The following is a 17,733-nucleotide window of genomic DNA, read 5'->3' on the forward strand; positions in this document are numbered from 1 at the left end:
ACTATCCTTTACGCCGTGCAAGCCACGCTTCAAGGCGTTGCATCACATCATCAGCAATGTCTTCGCGGGCGATTTCTTCGATGGCTTCGGCCAAAAAGGCCAAGGTCAGCAAATCTGTCGCTTCTGTGGCCGGAATGCCCCGAGATTTCATATAGAACAGAGCTTCTTCATCAATCGCGCCCGTTGTGGACCCGTGCGAACACACCACATCATCAGCGTAGATTTCAAGTTCAGGTTTGGCCAAAAATTGGCTGTCTCCGTCTAGCAAGAGTGATTGAGAAATCTGATACCCATCGGTTTTTTGCGCACCATCTTTGACCAAGATTTTACCTTGGAACACGCCTGTCGCACCGTTGCGCAGCACCTTTTTAAACACCTGACGTGACTCACAGCGTTCGGCGTCATGGGTGATAAACACGGTGTCATCGTGCAAGAATTCACCGTCTCCCATGCACACACCCCCCACATGGGCCTGTGCGTCGTCGCCGGTCAATTCGATCACCACTTCGTTGCGGGTCAAAATGCCATTGGCCGTCATGGTAAAGGATTTAAACAAGCTTTCCTTGCCCAAGCGGGTGAAGATATGCGTGGCAGCACGGCGTTCATGATCGCGGCCTTGGGCACGAATATGATGAAAAGATGCGCCATCAGCGATGTCGACTTCCAACACTTTATTGAACCGTGCAGCAGCAGGTCCATTTTCCAAAAGCGTAAATTCAGCCCCCTCGTCAAGCTTGACCAAGTTGTGCAAAATCGCATCTGAGATCTCGTTTTCGTGCTTGTAAATCAACGAGACAGGTTTGGTGACCTTGCCCGTCACACGGATCACAACACCATCCGTTGCAAAGGCTGTATTCATCGCCGCCAAAGGACGCTCAACAGGGGTTTGCCCCGCAAGTTCTAACACGCCGTAAGCGTCTTTTGCCCAGTGAATATCAGCGCTGAGAGCTTGTGACAGGGTCGTGATTTCAATGCCTTCGCCAGACAGATCGTCTGAGGCAGACGCATCGAAAACACCATCGACAAACACAATTTTCAAGCGATCAATCGCATTAAAAAACGGTGTTTCATTACCTTCGAATAGCTCAGCTTTAACAGGAACAGCAGCCGTCAAACTTGTCGGGTCGGTCCATTTCCAATACTCGTCACGCTTGGTGGGAAGCCCCATCTCAAGCAGGCGTGCAAGGGCCGCTTGGCGCAATTCGGTTGCCCAGTCAGCCCCTTTGGGAAGAACAAGTCCCTCAAGACGCGTGACAGTTTCATCGCGTTTACGTTGTTTCATTTGTGCCCGTGTCATCAAGCGTTCTCCTGCTCCGCGAGAATATCCGCGTACCCGTTGTGTTCCACTTCCAAAGCCAATTCAGGGCCACCGGATTTGATGATGCGACCATTGGACATGATGTGCACCACGTCAGGTTTGATGTGGTCCAACAGGCGTTGGTAGTGCGTGATCACAACGAAAGACCGTTTGCCATCGCGCAATGCGTTCACGCCTTCGGCCACGAGTTTCATCGCATCAACATCAAGACCGGAATCGGTTTCATCCAAGATGCAAACTTTTGGCTCAAGCATTGCCATTTGCAAAATCTCGTTGCGTTTTTTCTCGCCGCCAGAAAAGCCAACATTTACAGGACGTTTGAGCATCTCTGCATCGATTTTCAACGCTTTGGCTTTCTCGCGCACGACTTTCAAAAACTCGCCCGCTGTCAATTCGACTTCGCCGCGCATTTTACGTTGTGCGTTAACCGCTGTGCGCAAGAACGTCATGTTGCCCACGCCGGGGATTTCAACAGGATATTGGAACGCCAAGAAAAGGCCCGCTGCGGCGCGCTCTTCTGGTTCCATGTCAAACAGGTCTGCGCCGTCAAGTGTTGCGGACCCTTCGGTCACTTCATAGCCGTCGCGGCCAGACAGGACATAGGATGTGGTGGATTTACCGGATCCGTTTGGCCCCATAATCGCGTGGACTTTGCCCGGCTCGACAGTCAGGTTTACACCTTTAAGAATTTGCTTGTCTTCGTCTTGAAGCTTCACGTGGAGGTTTTTAATTTCTAACATTTTTTATCCTTCATGCGGAAAGGCCAGCGCGCATGTGAACCATGCGGCAGGCGTCTGTGTGCGTTGTATGTGATGAATTGGCCAATTGGCACCCCAAAGAGCGCGCAATCACTGGCAGTTTAGGGGCGTTAACAGATGTTAAAGACCCACAAAACGAATGAACACGATAAGACCCGTGCCCAAAATTAGAATTTGTAAGATGGCTGAACGTAGACCTTTGGCCATAATAGCACGGCGAGATGCCCCGCGCCGTTTTTTGCCCTGCGGCACGTGCTGTTGTTTGGTGGGTTCGGTTTGGACCCCGCACAGCACCGTGCCCGATGTGTTGGCGCTGCCCGCCTGAATGCGAGCCATGCGCGCGTCGAACGCTTTTTTCTGCTCGGGGTACATGGTGTGTGTCTCTCCGGCTTGGACAGGGTGTTGTATCCTGCCCGAGTTGCGAAGAGATTAAGGAACGAGAATGGCACTGCGGGGCCAAACTGATGCGTTCAAAAGGTGACGTTAGATGCGTGGTTCGGCCTCGCGAAACTGCAACGTTCCGGGTTGCGTGCTTTGTTTCACATGTTCCACCCATTCCGGAGAAAGCAGACGCGCGAATGAATCTGGTAGTTGATGAACCACATTGTGCATTGTCATTAAGGCTAGGAAAATCCCCAAGAACTGCGCGCCTATTTGGCGAAAAGCCGACAGAGACACGAGTTCTCTGACCCAAAATCCGATTGCTATGGCTAGAAAAATATCCAACGTCAGCCCGATGCTGGGCGATAAATCGACTCCCATGTAGCGGGAGGATTGGAACAGCGTAAAGCGCGCCGCGATAGCAGATATCCCGCCTATTGAGATAGCAAGAACCACTGAGAACATGTGAGGCCAAGACTTTGTTGTCTTTGGGTCCGCATCGCCATGACGCGTGTGCTTTTTGTCCCACGCGTCTTGCCGTTCCATCACCGAGTTGATGCGCTCGCTGCGCTGCGTTCGCAGTGTTTTTGAGAGTCCAACCTGCTGTGTTCGATCGCGGTTGAGGTCCGCAACTCGATTGATACGATTTTGAAATTCTGTCCTTTGGTCCATAAACAAAAGCCCTCTTATACACTAACAATATCATGGTTAATGTACGATTATGGCAAGAGCGGGGCGGCGCCATAAAAAGGGTATGTGAGGGACGGGTCATCAAAAATTCAGCCCAGTACCGCACGCATGATGATCACGAAAGCCCATGCAATCATCGACGCGAGAAAGGCTGTGGCAAACACGGAATCGCGGAACAGGTTTTGACGATTGCCTTTGCGCGCGCGCACATTGAGACCGATAACAACACCGACAAACACCCCAATGGCAACACCAATGGATTTCATAGCAAGAAGAGAAAACAGTTCAGGGGTCATAAGGTCAATTCTTTTCAGTTGGGTTTGCCAAAAGCGGTGATCACATCCAGCAATCGTGTGGGATCAAGCTGCGTGGGTTCAAGTTTAAATTCCACCATGCGCCCTTGGGTTTGCGTGATTGGTGCAAAGGTTTCACAGATTTGATACTGCTTTTCGCGCCCTACGTAATCGTCAAACAAAACGGTCACAGGTTTGGTGATCGACAGTAAGGTGGTCAAAAAACACCCCACTCGAAACCGCCCATCAATCAGCACCAAATCAGGATGTTGAAAATCGTCACGCTGCCAAACTGACAAAGGGTACTTGGGATATTTACGCCAGTTTGCATCGGTTTCTGGCCAGCCCCATTCACGGGTTTTTCCAATATTTTGGTAATGCAGCCGAACATCAGACACAGGTGGATTATCATCGAACCAAACCGCCATAGCATGGTGCCATGACGCCGAACTTTCGACCGAAAACACGGTTTTTCCAGACATCTGCGACGCCATAGCAGTCGATCCGCCTGAACCGTATTCTAAGATTGTAGTGGCCAAATCATAGGCTTCGCGCACCCATAAAGTGACCTCAAACGGAAAGGTCAATTCTGGTCCCTCTGGGGGAAATGTATGGTGGGGTGCTGCCTGAGACATCTGATTATGTCAGCTTCACAGCCATGTCCGATGCAGACACCATCAGCATGTTGTTGATCACTTCGTCATCCAAACCAACGCCCATAATAGCTTCGCCCGAGACGATGCCTTTATAGTCTGTGATGGGCTGCCCTTCGACAGAAGGCGTTGTGGAGATGATCATTTAGAAGCCTCCTGAGAATGGTTTTGGTCGCGGCGAAACAGAAAAATCGCCCAGATGCATTGAATTGCGAAAAACACCGCCGCAAAGCTAAATGTTTTTCGCAAGAAATCTTGGTTGACCCGCATCAGATAAGACATGTCTGATCCGTCCGACAAAGCCGCGGACACGAATGGAAAGCAGACCCCAGCAAGAAGCGAGACCATCCATGCGTATCGAAATCGCGGGCTTTGAAGAAAACCAGACATGCGTTACCCCACTGAGCCTTCCAAAGAAATAGCAACCAAAGCTTGGGCTTCCATCGCGAATTCCATCGGCAGCGCTTGCAGCACTTCCTTACAGAACCCGTTGACGACCAAGGCCACGGCCTCTTCTTCGCCCATGCCACGTGCGCGGCAGTAGAACAGTTGATCGTCATCGACTTTTGATGTCGTGGCTTCGTGTTCAACGCGCGATGTGTTGTTGCGCACTTCGATGTACGGCACTGTGTGTGCACCACAATCAGACCCGATCAGCAAGCTGTCACACTGGGTGTAATTGCGGCTGTCTTTGGCACGTGGGTGCATGGTAACTTGACCACGGTAGGTGTTCTGCGCTTTGCCCGCAGAAATGCCTTTGGACACGATCCGCGACTTGGTGTTTTTACCAAGGTGGATCATTTTGGTGCCAGTGTCTGCCTGCTGCATGTTGTTGGCGATGGCGATGGAATAGAATTCGCCTTGTGACTCATCACCGCGCAAAATGCAGGACGGGTATTTCCACGTCACGGCAGAGCCCGTTTCGACTTGGGTCCACATCACTTTGGAACGATCGCCGCGACAGTCGGCGCGTTTGGTCACAAAGTTATAGATGCCACCCTTGCCTTCTTCATCGCCAGGGAACCAGTTTTGCACGGTGGAATATTTCACGTCTGCATCTTCTAGCAAAACGATCTCAACCACAGCGGCGTGCAATTGCGCCACGTCGCGTTTTGGGGCGGTACAGCCCTCAAGGTAGGACACGTATGATTTTTCATCCGCAATGATCAGCGTACGCTCGAACTGGCCGGTGTTTTCCGCGTTGATGCGGAAGTATGTGGACAGCTCCATCGGGCAACGTGTGTTTGGCGGGATGTAGACAAATGACCCGTCCGAGAACACAGCAGAGTTCAGCGTCGCGTAGTAGTTGTCCGACACGGGCACAACGGTGCCAAGGTATTTTTTAACCAACTCAGGGTGCTCTTTGATCGCCTCTGAGATGGAACAGAAAATCACGCCTGCAGCAGCGAGCTCTTTTTTAAAGGTCGTCCCAACAGAGACAGAGTCAAACACCGCATCGACGGCCACTTTACGCTCGCCATCCGCAGGCGTTTCCCCAGCGCCCTCGACGCCAGCCAAAATCGCTTGTTCTTTCAAAGAAATGCCAAGCTTTTCGTAGGTCGCCAAAAGTTTGGGATCAACATCGTCCAAAGACTTAGGCTTTTCTTCCATCGATTTGGGACGCGCATAGTAATACTGGTCCTGAAAATCGATCTTAGGGTAATCGACCATCGCCCAGTTGGGTTCTTCCAAAGTCAACCAACGGCGGTACGCCTCGAGACGCCAATCCAGCATCCATTCAGGTTCGCCGTTTTTCTCGGAAATAAGACGTACGATATCTTCGGATAGGCCTTTTGGGGCGTATTCCATTTCGATATCAGTGTCCCAGCCGTATTTGTAAGTTCCAGCAAGCGCTTGAACCGCATCGACTGTGTCTTGCTCAACGCCATCTTTGACTTGAACTTGATCTTTGACTGCAATGTCATCCATGCGGATCACTCCTTTATGTGCGTCTCATTAGGCTCTTTTGGCCCATTTTATCTTATGCGCCCCATTCGGGGCCTGTAATATTTAAGCGACTTATATCTAAGCAGCGCGGTGTTTCCAGCGGGCATATGCTGAAATCCAAGCATTGGCAAACCGCTCTATTTGATCGGTAGTCGTATCTGGTCCAAGTGATACGCGCATCGCGCAAGATGCCTCAAGATCAGAAAATCCCATGGCACGCAAAACGCGGCTAGATTTCACTTTACCGCTGGAACAGGCCGATCCTGCCGACACGGCAAATCCAGCCAAATCCATTTGCATCACTTGTGTTTCGCCCTTCCAATGCGGCATGATCACACTCAGCGTATTGGGCAAACGTTTTACATCTTTCCCGACACATATGATGTCATCTGCGCCATCTTCAAGACGTGCTTGCAACAGATCGCGGCGTTCGGCCACTTGATCCCAAACACCGTCAGCCAACATCTGAGCACTGGCATGGGCCGCAGCCCCAAAACCAACGATCCCAAGTAGATTTTCCGTGCCAGAGCGACGTCCCATTTCTTGTCCGCCTCCCAATATTTGCGCCGAAATATCTAGACCTTGTTTGAGCACCAAAGCGCCAACCCCCTTGGGGCCGCCAACTTTATGAGCCGAAATCAGCGCCATATCGCAGCCCAACCAATTGAACGCGATAGGCAGTTTTCCAAACCCTTGAGTGGCATCCACAACCGCAAGCCCTTCTGGCAACGTTTGTACAATCCCAGTTTCAGAATTCGCCAATTGCAACGTGTTTGATCGCGGGTCTGTGCAGGTCACAGCGCCACGCCCATCAACATGCAGGGATGTTTCACACCACGATGACACCGCTTCATGTTCCACATCAGCGCAGGCAAAGCCCCGCCCAGACAGCGCCAAAGCCGCAGCTTCGGTCGCGCCAGAGGTAAACACGATATCTGCAGAACTGGCACCAAAAGCGTCGGACACTTGCCCGCGCGCCTTTTCGATCAGACCTTTGGCAATTCGGCCTTCGCCGTGCACAGACGACGGGTTGCCCACCACATCCATGGCGGCAATCATCGCATCGCGCGCGGCCTGAGCCAGCGGCGCAGTCGCGTTGTAATCCAAATATATGCGAGACGCGCGTGCCATCTTAGGTCAGTCCACCTTTACGTCATCAACGACTTCGAACAAATTCGGAACCGCAGGACAAGGGCGCAAGCCATTTTCAGTAATGTCAGACAAGCGGGTTTGGTGCAAAAATACGTAAACATGCGCCGACAAACCTTCCCACAACCGATTGGTCATAGATTGCGCACGACTGCCAGACACGCCGCCAGACGCCCCTGCCCCTGTGTGCATCGCCGACACCGTTTCATCGACAGCTTCCAAAATATCAGACACACGAATTTCTGATGGCATCTTCGCCAATTTATACCCGCCACCGGGGCCACGCACAGAGACCACAAGTTCGGCGCGGCGCAGCTTGACGAAAAGTTGCTCAAGATACGGCAACGAGATATCTTGGCGCTTGGAAATATCGGACAAAGACAGCAAAGCTCCGTCTTTTTGCAGTGCCAGATCCGCCAAAGCGGCCATCGCATAGCGCCCTTTTGTTGATAGCTTCATGTATCGATCTCCCAATCGGTGGCGGTCCAAACGACCTATCGGCCTTACCTGTCTCAGTTTTGCCCCGTTTTCACGATAATTCCCCCGCAAAGAGGGTAATTCTTGAGCAAAATCATTGACGTTAGCGCTTTGGCGGCTTAACTCCATAGCAACTCGTACGCCATTTTGACCAGTAAGTTTAGAATGCTTCTAAAGTTCCTGATCTAATTCGTCAACAATAGCCGAAACTGGTGCACAAAACGAGCGTAAAACGACACCCCATAATGGGAGTCCCAGACCGCGCGCCCCGCATCCTGCGGGCCGAAAGCAGTTATGGCTTCTAAGGAGACAGGGACCTCAATGCCCGAAGTGATTTTTCCAGGCCCAGAAGGCCGCCTCGAAGGCCGCTACCATCCACAACGCGCCAAAGATGCTCCGATTGCAATCATCTTGCATCCTCATCCGCAGTTTGGCGGCACGATGAACAACAAAGTCGTGTACAACATGCACTACGCCTTTCACAAAATGGGCTTTACTGTGCTGCGCTTTAACTTTCGCGGTGTTGGACGTTCTCAGGGTGAATATGATCAAGGTATCGGCGAATTGTCAGATGCAGCTTCCGCGCTGGATTACCTGCAATCTCTGAACCCGAATGCGAAACATTGCTGGGTCGCTGGCTTTAGCTTTGGCGCTTGGATCGGTATGCAACTTTTGATGCGCCGCCCTGAAATCACCGGATTTATTTCCGTAGCGCCCCCCGCCAATATGTATGATTTCTCATTCTTGGCGCCTTGCCCGTCTTCCGGTTTGGTCATCAACGGCACAGCCGACCGCGTGGCACCGCCCAAAGACACCCATACGCTTGTGAACAAATTGCACGAGCAAAAGGGCATCACCATCACCCACACCGAAATCGAGGGTGCCGGCCACTTCTTTGAAGAACCGTATATGGATGAGATGATCGGCCACGTGGACACTTATGTCCGCCGCCGTTTGACAGAAAACACACGCTAGAGGACGTCGCACATGGGGATCATGGATGATCTGGCAGATGACCTTGCCAAAGATGCGATCAAAGCTATGGACGCAATAGGTGACGATCAGTTCATTCAACAAGTGTCCCAAGTGATCGGCGCGACATCGACAACCACGCAGGAGGCGTTTAATACCGCCGCCCGCGTGCGTTTGGCCGAACGTCGTGCTCGCGATTATATTATACAGCGCGTGAAAGAATATAAAGCGGGGCAAGCTCCAACAGCTCCGCCACCAAGTGCAGAAGATGACATTGACATTTAACGTATCTCCCTCAATTTCTACGATCAGCGACATACAAGACACCACACGCCTAGACGCGCAGTTCGCTTTTTTGCTGGAATCCGACAAGCTCAAATCAATAGATCGCGCCAATCAAGTGATGGACCGCGCTCGGTTTGAAAACTCAGCAGAACATTCATGGCACGCCGCACTTTTGGCCGTGCTCTGCGCCCCTTTAGCAGGGCCAGATGTCGATATAGCGCAAGCCATCGAAATGCTGATTTTGCATGACATCGTTGAAATCGATGCAGGCGATCATCCGATCCACATCACCCACAACCCGCAAGATATCGAAGACGCCGAAGCCTTGGCCGCGACACGAATTTTTGGCCTGCTGCCAACCGATCTTGAGCTGAAATACACAGCGATTTGGCGCGCGTTTGAAGACATGCAAAGCCCCACCGCACGCTATGCCAAGGCCATCGATTTTCTTGCCCCTGCGCTGCAATGTCTTGGCGCGCCAATCCAACTGGCCGAAGAACGCGACATTGTAGAGAGCAATTTGAAACATGGCCGCGCATCGAAAATAAAAGACATTCTGCCAGAACTTTACGAGTTCACATTAGCCCTGTTTGAAAACCGTCCCTGTGACCCCGTGATGGCGCAGCGCTATGCCTATTGGTGCGAAGCAGACCGGTTGAAAGCCGTCTTGCGCGCCACGCCGATCATGGATGGCTCGCGCCGTGAAAATTCGGGCGAACATTCGTGGCATGTGATGCTTTATGCGCTGGTTCTGTCAGATCATGCACGCGGCGATATAGATGTCTCTCGCGCGATTTTGATGATGATCTTGCATGATATTGTCGAAGTGGACGCCGGCGACAACCCGATCCACGGCACGGTAACGACCGAGGCGCAAAAAGCCCAAGAAGTCGCTGAAATCAAAGCGGCTGATCGCCTGTTTGGCCTATTGCCCACGGATCAAAACCAACAGTTGCGCAGCATTTGGGAAGAATTTGAAGCAGCGCAGACCGCAACAGCGCTCTATGCCAAATCCATCGACCGCGCGCAGCCTGTGTTACACAATTTGGCCAATGATGGCGGTTCGTGGCGCACTTACGATGTGAAACTGCATCAACTGGACGTACGCGTTGGCGATAAAATCAACCGTGGCAGCCCTGCCCTGTGGCCGTTTATTCGTGCGCGCGTGGCCCCGTGGTTTGTTGTCCAAAATGCGCTTTGAAACCTGTGGGGATCAGTCTCTTTTGGGCGAAATAGCATAGGTCATTGATGCCTGCGCCAAAACATCATCACGCCCCGGATTGCGCATCAAAACCTGTCCCACGGCCAAAGTACGGCCCAATTTATGCACCGTGGCCGTGCCCAAAACGGGCAATTTACCATTAGGCTTGCGCATAAAGTCGATAGAGGCATTGGTGGTCACGGCCATTTCCACAGACCCAAGCCGCGCCAATATAGCAAAATAAAACGCCACATCTGCCAGTAAAAACAGGCTTGGACCAGACACAGTGCCGCCCAAACGGATGTGGCCACCGTGCGGAGTCAGTCGCAACGTGAGACTGGTTTCAGTCACCGTTTCAATGCTTAAATCCGCACCGATGGGACCAAAATCCCGTTCCAAATGCGCAGACAACGCAGCTTTGGTCATGGCAAGTGTCATGGTTTATAACCCGTAGATGCCGTTGAATTTCTCTTCGAGGTACTCCAGCAATGGCACTTCATTTGGCTTAAATCCGCAAGCATGGCTGATCGTGTCATTCGGGGTGCGCAAACCGCCAAACTGTTGCAGGTTCTCGCGCAACCAATCTGTCGCGGGAGCCGTGTTGCCTGTGCGCAAAGCCGTGTCCAAATCCGGCACATCACCGCGCAACGCTTGGTTCAAACAGCCCGCATAGACATTGCCCAAAGAGTATGTCGGGAAATATCCGAACAAACCAACAGGCCAGTGCACATCTTGCAAACAGCCATTTGACACCTTGTCGACTTTAACGCCAAAATCCGCCTCAAACCGTGCATTCCATGCCTCGGGCAGATCGGCAATTTCAAGCGAACCATTGATGATTTTCTGTTCCAAATCAAAGCGCAAAAGCACGTGCAGATTGTACTGAATTTCATCGCTTTCCGTGCGGATAAAGCCTTGGGTGACGCGGTTCACAGCGGCGTAAAACCCTTCGGCGCTTTCAATGCCAAAGTCACCAAAGCTGTCACGCATTTTACCGTACAGATATTCGGTATAAGCGCGCGAGCGGCCCAGCTGGTTTTCATAGATGCGCGATTGGCTTTCATGCACGCCCATCGACACGCCCGCGCCAAGTGGCGTGAACATGTGCTGATCATCGATGCCCAACTCGTAACAGGCATGGCCGACTTCGTGGATCGTGGAATACAAACAGTTGAACGGATCATCGTCAGAAGTGCGCGTGGTGATGCGCACGTCCGCGCCTGAGCCGCTAGAAAACGGATGCACGGCCTTGTCGATACGTCCGCGATTAAAGTCATAGCCAAAGCTTTTGGCCACCTCACGGGTCAGCGCCATTTGCGCGTCTGCATCGAATGTGCCGCTGACACCTTTGGGTTGATCTGCGCCCAAAACCTTGTCGCGCAAGGCCGTCAAACGGGGGCGCAACGCTCCAAACATCGCAGACAATTCCGCCGCAGATGACCCGGGTTCATAGTCTTGCAACATCGCGTCATACAGATCGCCGCCATCAGCCAAGGCTGATGCTTCTTCGCGTTTGAGGGCCACAACCCGTTCAAATGTCGGGGCAAAATGGGCGAAATTATCTGTAGCACGAGCTTCGGCCCAGACGCCTTGTGCCATAGAAGTAACTTTGGCAATTTCAGCCGCAAGTGCTGCTGGCACTTTGGTATTGCGCGCATAAGATTTCGTAATGTGACGCAAATTGGCTTTGCCCACCTGATCCAATGAGTTTACATCAATAGCCGCCAACCAGTCGCCCACACGGGGGTCCGTGCGACGCGCGTGCAACACAGTTTCCATCGCAGACAACTCTTCACCGCGCTGCGCAGAGGCGCCTTCGGGCATGATGGTTTCTTGATCCCAATTGAGCCGCCCAGCGACGGACCCAAGCGCTTCTGTGGTTTTTTGAAACCCCATCAAGTCGTTATATGCACTCATTTTGACGTCCCTCGCACGGATTGAGGTTTGGGGTAATGGCTTAGAAAACGGGCCCGCAAGATCGTAATGAACAACGCCACAGCGCCAATTTGGTGTGCCAGCCCAAGATGCATCGGCGCACCGTTAAGCACTGTGACGATGCCCAAGGCCACTTGCAAAAACAACACCGAGGCCATCATGTTAAACGACGCTTGAGTTGTGCGATTGGCAGATTTGCGACCACGGGTCCAAACCACAAGACCAAAGGCGAACAAAAGATATCCCGCCATACGGTGCATGAATTGCACAAGGCCCGCGTCTTCAAAGAAATTGCGCCACAGCGGCGTGATGCCAAAGGGATCGGGCGGAAAGACCTGCCCGCCCATCAGTGGCCAATCCGTAAATCCACGCCCAGCATCAATGCCCGCGACCAAAGCGCCCAGCAAGATTTGCAGGAATGCAAAATGCAGCAGCCCCGTGGACAGACCAAATAATTTTGCGTCTTTGTTGCGCCGTGCCTGCATCAATTCCGCGTCTGAGCGGCTGAGTTCAAAAACGTACCACGCGATAAATCCTAAGATCACAAAGGCAAGCCCCAGATGTGTGGCCAAGCGATAGGATGCCACATCCAAACGATCGCCAGTCAAACCAGACGAGACCATCCACCAGCCGATTGCGCCCTGTACGCCGCCCAAAGTGCCAACAAGCAGTAGTTTTTTGGTCCAACCTGTGGGGATTTTCCGTGCCAATGCAAACCCCGCAAAGCCGATAAACCACACAAGACCGATGGTGCGGCCAAGCTGACGGTGGCCCCATTCCCACCAATATATTGATTTGAACTCAGACAAAGACATGCCGTCGTTTTGCAACTTATATTCTGGAATTTGTTGGTATTTTTCGAACTCTGATGCCCAGTGTTCTGCGCTCATCGGCGGCATTGCCCCTGTTACAGGTTTCCACTCTGTGATCGACAGACCTGAGTCCGTCAACCGCGTCATGCCCCCCACGGCAATCATCACCATGACCATGGCAAACAGCACCAAAAGCCATGCACGAATGCCTTTGCGCGCCCCTGCGCGCCCCGTGTCGATCAACCCACCTTTGGGGGCTGCGGGGGTTTTGGTGTCCGTGCCGACCTCTTGAAAGATGCTGCGTTTGCTATTTGTTTTTTGAGCCATGGGTGTGAGCCCCTTAATTGTGCGCTATAGTGCAGTGTTTGCAGGGGAAACTAGGCAGCACCCCGCCCGAGGGCAAGCGTTCACACGCACCTAAGGCGCTTTGCCGCGGCAAAAAATGAATAAACGCCATCAAAAGGCCGCTATCCGCGTTCTTTCCAACGTTTCATTTGCCGCATCATGCCGTGCATCATCTGCACATCCATTTTTGTCATCGGCATCCGCGACCAAAGATTGCGCAGGTTCAGTTTCATGCTGGCCGCTTTGGCTTCGGGGTAAAAGAAACCCGCTTTTTCCAGCGTCTCTTCGTAGTGATCGCCCATCTTTTCCACCTCGATATGACCCGCCCAATCGGTGCCCGCCATTTCGACCACTTCAGGCACGATATCTGCGGTTTGACGACGCCATTCATAGGCGGTGAGCAACACACATTGCGCCAAATTCAATGAAGGAAATTGGGGATTAATCGGCACGGTGATCAAAGCGTTGGCGTGGATCACGTCTTCGTTCTCAAGCCCGGCACGTTCAGGGCCAAACATCACGCCGACCTTACCGCCATTGGCGATAATTGCACGGGCATGTTCCATAGCGCGCTCGGGCGACATCACGGGTTTGGTGATGTCACGCATCCGCGCTGTGGTGGCAAACACATAGTCGCAATCGGCCAAAGCATCAGGCACAGTATCGAACATACCAGCCTCGTCCAAAAGACGCCCCGCCCCCGACGCCATGGCGATAGCTTTTTGGCTGGGCCAGCCATCACGCGGATCAACAATGCGCATCCGGTCTAGGCCAAAATTCCACATCGCACGCGCTGCGCCACCGATGTTTTCACCCATTTGCGGGCGCACCAAAACGAACACAGGTGTCGGACCTGAGAGGTCAAAATCTGGGGCATCTGGGCTGGTGTTGATGGGCATCTGTGCGGACCTTTACTTATATCAAGCGCTTGCTTTGGCGGGTAATAGGCGCAAGCGTGTGAAATCGCAAGGCGCGGGGCATTGTGAAGCCTTTCATAGGGCCATTAAACCCGCTATATCGGGCAAAACGCCAAAGGAGTCACCCATGTCCGATCAAGACCAATCCGAAGTGCCGCAAATCTATTTGCTAACGCCTTCGGCTTTCGATGTCGCAACATTTCCCGCGCAGTTGGCGCAGATTTTGGATGATCACGACATTGCATGTGTGCGCTTGGCGCTTGCCAGCAAAGATGAGATTGACCTTGGCCGTGCGGCTGATGCTGTGCGCGAAATCTGCCATGCGCGTGATGTGGCGGTTGTCATCGACTCCCATGTGGCCTTGGTCGAAAAACACGGGCTTGATGGCGTGCATCTGTTGGATGGCGCGCGCTCGGTACGTGATGTGCGCAAAACGCTGGGTGCGGATGCGATTGTCGGCGCATACTGCGGATCCACCCGTCATGATGGCATGACAGCTGGCGAAATTGGTGCTGATTACGTCGCCTTTGGTCCAGCGGGCACGAGCGGTTTGGGCACAGGCACACAAGCAGAAAAAGAACTGTTTGAATGGTGGTCTGCGATGATCGAAGTGCCCGTCGTGGCCGAGGGCGCGCTGGACGTGGACACCATCAAGGCATTGTCTCCACACACAGATTTCTTTGCCATTGGGGATGAAATTTGGACCAAAGACAACCCAAGCGCCGCCTTAGGGGCTTTGATCGCAGCGATGACATAAAGATTTGCTTCATAACCGATTTAAGGGGCCTTATGGCCCCTTTTTCATGTCAATTTATATGTCAATCTTCGATGTATTTCTCGGGAATATCTGGCAGTCCAGACCGCACAGCTTTTTCGCACAAAAGCGCCATATCTTTACGGTTGGGCACATCATTCACCGCGATGGGATCATGAAATACAATCGTAATGGTGCCTTGTATACGCGCCTTGAGAAACTTGACCAAAGACGGTCCAAATTCCATATCACCCCACCAGCCATAAAAGCGCGGATCAGCGCCCTCAGGCGATGTATAGCGCACAGTCACCGGCTGAATTGACAACTCATTGCGCAGCTCAGGGGCAAAAAAGGCCGCGAACAACGTCGGCTTGAACGGCAAAACTCGCAAGCTGTCAGTGGATGTGCCTTCGGGGAAAAACAAAAGCTTGTGCCCCATGTGCAGACGCTCTTCGAACAGGGCCTTTTGACGCCCCGCTTCTTTGCGATCCCGTGCAATAAACACGGTACCAGCGGCGCGGGCGAGCGGGCCTATACCTGCCCACTTGGCCACCTCGGCCTTTGAGACGAAAAACACGCGTTGGCAGGCGTTTAGCGAAAAAATATCAAGCCATGAGCAATGATTTGCGACAACGGCCCCATGGCTTTTCATCGGCGTGCCGACCGTGTGCAAGGGAATGCCCATGATGCGCAAAGACACCCGCGAGACAAATCTTGGAAACTGTGACGACCAAGGCCGCCTTGCGCCGACGACAAGTCGCTCAATAGCCCGCGTCAGCAACATCAACACCAAGCACACAACAATCAGCGCAATAATGCTAGAGCCACGCAGAACCATCCGCACCATATCAAACCGCTCAGTGCCCGTTTCAGTTGGTGGAATTTTGCTGTCCCATAAAGGCGCGCTCATCGAATACGCTCGCGGGTGTACATTTCTTTTTGACGTGGTGACACTTGCGCGATGTCCAAAATCAAGCACACATCAATGGTGTTAAATGCGTGATCAATAAAGGCGCCCTCGCCCACAGTGCCCCCAAGACGCAAGTAAGCTTTGATCAGAGCAGGCACCAACAACATGGTCTTGCGCCTATCAATGTCTGCCTCTGGGATCAAATTCATATCTTGGAACTGGTCTTCTACAGCGCGCACCCGCAACGCTTTTGGGGCCAAGTGGCGATGGTGCAATAAAGACAAAGGTTCGGCCAGTTTGGACATATCGGTGCCATGAAACGAGGCCACGCCAAACAAGACATCAAACCCGCCTTCAAACACGTATTTCGCAAGACCCGCCCACATATGATACAGCGCTGTGCCTCCGCGATATTCAGGGGCCACACAGGATCTGCCCAGCTCCAAAAGCCGCTTTCCAGAGGCTTTGAGCACGGTCAAATCATATTCGTCTTCGGTGTAAAATCCGCCAATCTCTTTGGCCTTTTCATCAGTCAAAAGACGGTACACGCCAACACATTGTTCTAGCGGGTCTGGCGAACGGTTTTTATCGATCAGCATCAAGTGGTCATAAGCGGGATCAAAAGCGTCAGCTTCAAGTTCGGCCTCGTGATCAACCATTTCGCCACTCGACCCCAATTCTTGCACAAAAACCCGATAGCGAAGCCGCTGCGCCGCGCGCAAATCTTGAGCGCTCGTCGCAAAACGCAGTTCGAACTTAGGATCGAGGTCACTCATGTGGGGTCTTTTTAAAAAGGATGTGGTGGACGGGTTCTACGGGGTTCGCGGTATCAATGCAACACAGCACACCAAAGGAACATCGAGAGCACACTCTATAGTTGTAAATCAAAGTCAAATCGCCACCATAGGGATAACAGGCGATCTAAATCAAACCTTAACCACAAGCAGATTACCCTAAACGCCCGAACTTGAACCGTACAATTCCTGCATGGTCAAACGACTTAAAAATAGGTCCGCTATTCAAACACCGCAAGGAGCGCAACACGGCGACTGTCAATGACGATTTTTCCAACCTGTTCAAACATAACGGTTAATTTCCCGTTAATATTAGATTGCACCTGCCCTTTGCCCCAATCCGGTTGGCTTGGATGGCGGACAATCTGTCCAGGTTCGAACATTGCATTTAAATCATCTTTCACTGCGCATTCCTTATGTTCACCCCACTTCAGGAGATAAAATGACCAAAGATTTGACCCGGGACATCGCCGCCATGATCGGTTCTCGTATTTGCCACGACCTGATCAGTCCTGTCGGTGCAATTTCCAATGGCGTTGAATTGCTGACCATGTCAACTGGCGATACAAGCCCTGAGTTGAGCCTTATCGCGGAGAGTGTCGAAAATGCAAATGCACGTGTGAAGTTTTTTCGCATTGCCTTTGGGATGGCGTCCCCTGGTCAAATGACCGGACGAAAAGAAATGTTGTCTATTTTCAATGCGATGGCCACCGCACGCTTAACATATGAATGGCTGCCTGAAACAGACATGCTGCGCGAAGAAGTGAAACTTGCTTGCCTGATGATGCTGTGTATTGAAACCGCTTTGCCGCGTGGTGGGATCATTCGCATCAGCAATGACGATGGACAATGGAAAATCTGCGCAAACTCGGATCGGCTTGATCCTTCACCGGATTTATGGGCGCGTTTGGGCGCAGTCACCACCACCGAAGGCCTGAAACCTTCAGAAGTTCAGTTTATTTTGGCACCTTTACAAGCAGACAGTCTCAATCGTCGTATTTCGACACACACGGATGATAGTATGTTGCGCTTGATCGCATAGAGGTTTGTGGCCTTTTCCCTCCCAAGAGGTCACACAAAAGGCGCGCCACATCGGGCGCGCCTTTTTAAGTAACGTTCCGTCATTTCTGCCAGAACAGCCA

Annotated in this window: 23 protein-coding genes; 5 read left to right on the forward strand and 18 right to left on the reverse strand. The window is 52.3% G+C overall.

The window, feature by feature from the left end; genetic code table 11:
- Window position 1 precedes the first annotated feature (1 nt).
- The 11 genes from sufD to iscR all read right to left on the reverse strand — a co-directional run bounded on the left by sufD (window position 2) and on the right by iscR (window position 7,648).
- Window positions 2-1,297: a Fe-S cluster assembly protein SufD gene (sufD, locus tag BM025_RS12465; protein WP_085849894.1), complete on the reverse strand. Its 1,296-nt coding sequence runs from the start codon at window positions 1,295-1,297 to the stop codon at window positions 2-4.
- On the reverse strand, window positions 1,297-2,058 hold the full coding sequence (gene sufC, locus BM025_RS12470; RefSeq protein WP_085849895.1) for a Fe-S cluster assembly ATPase SufC: 762 nt from the start codon (window positions 2,056-2,058) through the stop codon (window positions 1,297-1,299). Before sufC ends, sufD begins: the two co-directional genes overlap by 1 nt.
- Before the next feature lie 138 nt (window positions 2,059-2,196).
- Window positions 2,197-2,448, reverse strand: a complete 252-nt coding sequence (locus BM025_RS12475; protein WP_085849896.1) for a hypothetical protein — start codon at window positions 2,446-2,448, stop codon at window positions 2,197-2,199.
- Between the two features lie 111 nt (window positions 2,449-2,559).
- Complete coding sequence (locus BM025_RS12480) at window positions 2,560-3,129, reverse strand: hypothetical protein (RefSeq protein WP_085849897.1); 570 nt, start codon at window positions 3,127-3,129, stop codon at window positions 2,560-2,562.
- A gap of 107 nt (window positions 3,130-3,236) precedes the next feature.
- On the reverse strand, window positions 3,237-3,443 hold the full coding sequence (locus tag BM025_RS12485; protein WP_085849898.1) for a hypothetical protein: 207 nt from the start codon (window positions 3,441-3,443) through the stop codon (window positions 3,237-3,239).
- 14 nt (window positions 3,444-3,457) lie between these two features.
- Window positions 3,458-4,027: a hypothetical protein gene (locus tag BM025_RS12490; RefSeq protein ID WP_085849950.1), complete on the reverse strand. Its 570-nt coding sequence runs from the start codon at window positions 4,025-4,027 to the stop codon at window positions 3,458-3,460.
- A 52-nt stretch (window positions 4,028-4,079) separates the two neighbouring features.
- Window positions 4,080-4,238 carry a heavy metal-binding domain-containing protein gene (locus BM025_RS12495; protein ID WP_085849899.1) on the reverse strand — a complete coding sequence of 53 codons (159 nt, stop codon included), beginning with the start codon at window positions 4,236-4,238 and terminating at the stop codon, window positions 4,080-4,082.
- The gene (locus tag BM025_RS12500) at window positions 4,235-4,483 is read right to left on the reverse strand and encodes a hypothetical protein (RefSeq protein WP_085849900.1); all 249 of its coding nucleotides are present in this window, start codon (window positions 4,481-4,483) and stop codon (window positions 4,235-4,237) included. The genes BM025_RS12495 and BM025_RS12500 overlap by 4 nt, the downstream gene beginning before the upstream one ends.
- 3 nt (window positions 4,484-4,486) lie before the next feature.
- Complete coding sequence (gene sufB, locus BM025_RS12505) at window positions 4,487-6,013, reverse strand: Fe-S cluster assembly protein SufB (RefSeq protein ID WP_085849951.1); 1,527 nt, start codon at window positions 6,011-6,013, stop codon at window positions 4,487-4,489.
- Window positions 6,014-6,118: 105 nt separating this feature from the next.
- Window positions 6,119-7,171, reverse strand: a complete 1,053-nt coding sequence (locus BM025_RS12510) for a cysteine desulfurase family protein (protein ID WP_085849901.1) — start codon at window positions 7,169-7,171, stop codon at window positions 6,119-6,121.
- A gap of 6 nt (window positions 7,172-7,177) precedes the next feature.
- Window positions 7,178-7,648 (reverse strand): Fe-S cluster assembly transcriptional regulator IscR, encoded by a 471-nt coding sequence (gene iscR / locus BM025_RS12515; RefSeq protein WP_085849902.1) that lies wholly within the window; start codon window positions 7,646-7,648, stop codon window positions 7,178-7,180.
- Window positions 7,649-7,987: 339 nt separating this feature from the next.
- On the opposite strand from iscR, the gene BM025_RS12520 reads away from it, so the two are divergent.
- Genes BM025_RS12520 through BM025_RS12530 form a run of 3 tightly spaced genes read left to right on the forward strand, consistent with a single transcriptional unit; the run spans window position 7,988 to window position 10,124 of the window.
- The gene (locus BM025_RS12520) at window positions 7,988-8,641 is read left to right on the forward strand and encodes an alpha/beta hydrolase (protein WP_085849903.1); all 654 of its coding nucleotides are present in this window, start codon (window positions 7,988-7,990) and stop codon (window positions 8,639-8,641) included.
- A gap of 12 nt (window positions 8,642-8,653) precedes the next feature.
- Window positions 8,654-8,923, forward strand: coding sequence for a hypothetical protein (locus BM025_RS12525; protein ID WP_085849904.1), 270 nt, complete (start codon window positions 8,654-8,656; stop codon window positions 8,921-8,923).
- Window positions 8,907-10,124: an HD domain-containing protein gene (locus tag BM025_RS12530; RefSeq protein ID WP_170842190.1), complete on the forward strand. Its 1,218-nt coding sequence runs from the start codon at window positions 8,907-8,909 to the stop codon at window positions 10,122-10,124. Before BM025_RS12525 ends, BM025_RS12530 begins: the two co-directional genes overlap by 17 nt.
- A 12-nt stretch (window positions 10,125-10,136) precedes the next feature.
- On the opposite strand, the gene BM025_RS12535 is transcribed toward BM025_RS12530, so the two are convergent.
- The 4 genes from BM025_RS12535 to BM025_RS12550 form a co-directional block, all read right to left on the reverse strand.
- Entirely contained in the window at window positions 10,137-10,562 is a 426-nt protein-coding gene (locus BM025_RS12535; RefSeq protein WP_085849905.1) for a PaaI family thioesterase, read from the reverse strand.
- Window positions 10,563-10,565: 3 nt separating this feature from the next.
- Window positions 10,566-12,041, reverse strand: coding sequence for a carboxypeptidase M32 (locus tag BM025_RS12540; RefSeq protein WP_085849906.1), 1,476 nt, complete (start codon window positions 12,039-12,041; stop codon window positions 10,566-10,568).
- Window positions 12,038-13,198, reverse strand: coding sequence for a heme A synthase (gene ctaA / locus BM025_RS12545; protein WP_085849907.1), 1,161 nt, complete (start codon window positions 13,196-13,198; stop codon window positions 12,038-12,040). The genes BM025_RS12540 and ctaA overlap by 4 nt, the downstream gene beginning before the upstream one ends.
- Before the next feature lie 140 nt (window positions 13,199-13,338).
- Entirely contained in the window at window positions 13,339-14,115 is a 777-nt protein-coding gene (locus BM025_RS12550; protein WP_085849908.1) for an RNA methyltransferase, read from the reverse strand.
- A 145-nt stretch (window positions 14,116-14,260) separates the two neighbouring features.
- Here BM025_RS12550 and BM025_RS12555 point away from each other — a divergent pair, with 145 nt between their 5' ends.
- Window positions 14,261-14,890, forward strand: coding sequence for a thiamine phosphate synthase (locus tag BM025_RS12555; RefSeq protein ID WP_085849909.1), 630 nt, complete (start codon window positions 14,261-14,263; stop codon window positions 14,888-14,890).
- Between the two features lie 61 nt (window positions 14,891-14,951).
- Here the strand turns inward: BM025_RS12555 and olsA are convergent, their stop codons facing one another.
- The 3 genes from olsA to BM025_RS12570 all read right to left on the reverse strand — a co-directional run bounded on the left by olsA (window position 14,952) and on the right by BM025_RS12570 (window position 16,974).
- A complete protein-coding gene (gene olsA, locus BM025_RS12560; RefSeq protein ID WP_085849910.1) occupies window positions 14,952-15,797 on the reverse strand; it encodes a lyso-ornithine lipid O-acyltransferase in 846 nt (281 codons plus the stop codon).
- Entirely contained in the window at window positions 15,794-16,573 is a 780-nt protein-coding gene (gene olsB, locus BM025_RS12565; RefSeq protein ID WP_085849911.1) for an L-ornithine N(alpha)-acyltransferase, read from the reverse strand. Before olsB ends, olsA begins: the two co-directional genes overlap by 4 nt.
- Before the next feature lie 239 nt (window positions 16,574-16,812).
- Window positions 16,813-16,974, reverse strand: coding sequence for a DUF3553 domain-containing protein (locus BM025_RS12570; protein ID WP_085849953.1), 162 nt, complete (start codon window positions 16,972-16,974; stop codon window positions 16,813-16,815).
- Window positions 16,975-17,033: 59 nt separating this feature from the next.
- Between BM025_RS12570 and BM025_RS12575 the strand changes: the two genes are divergently transcribed.
- Window positions 17,034-17,633, forward strand: coding sequence for a histidine phosphotransferase family protein (locus BM025_RS12575; RefSeq protein ID WP_085849912.1), 600 nt, complete (start codon window positions 17,034-17,036; stop codon window positions 17,631-17,633).
- The last annotated feature ends 100 nt before the right edge of the window (window positions 17,634-17,733 follow it).

This window comes from Pacificibacter marinus, from assembly GCF_900109555.1.
GTDB lineage: Bacteria > Pseudomonadota > Alphaproteobacteria > Rhodobacterales > Rhodobacteraceae > Celeribacter > Celeribacter marinus_C.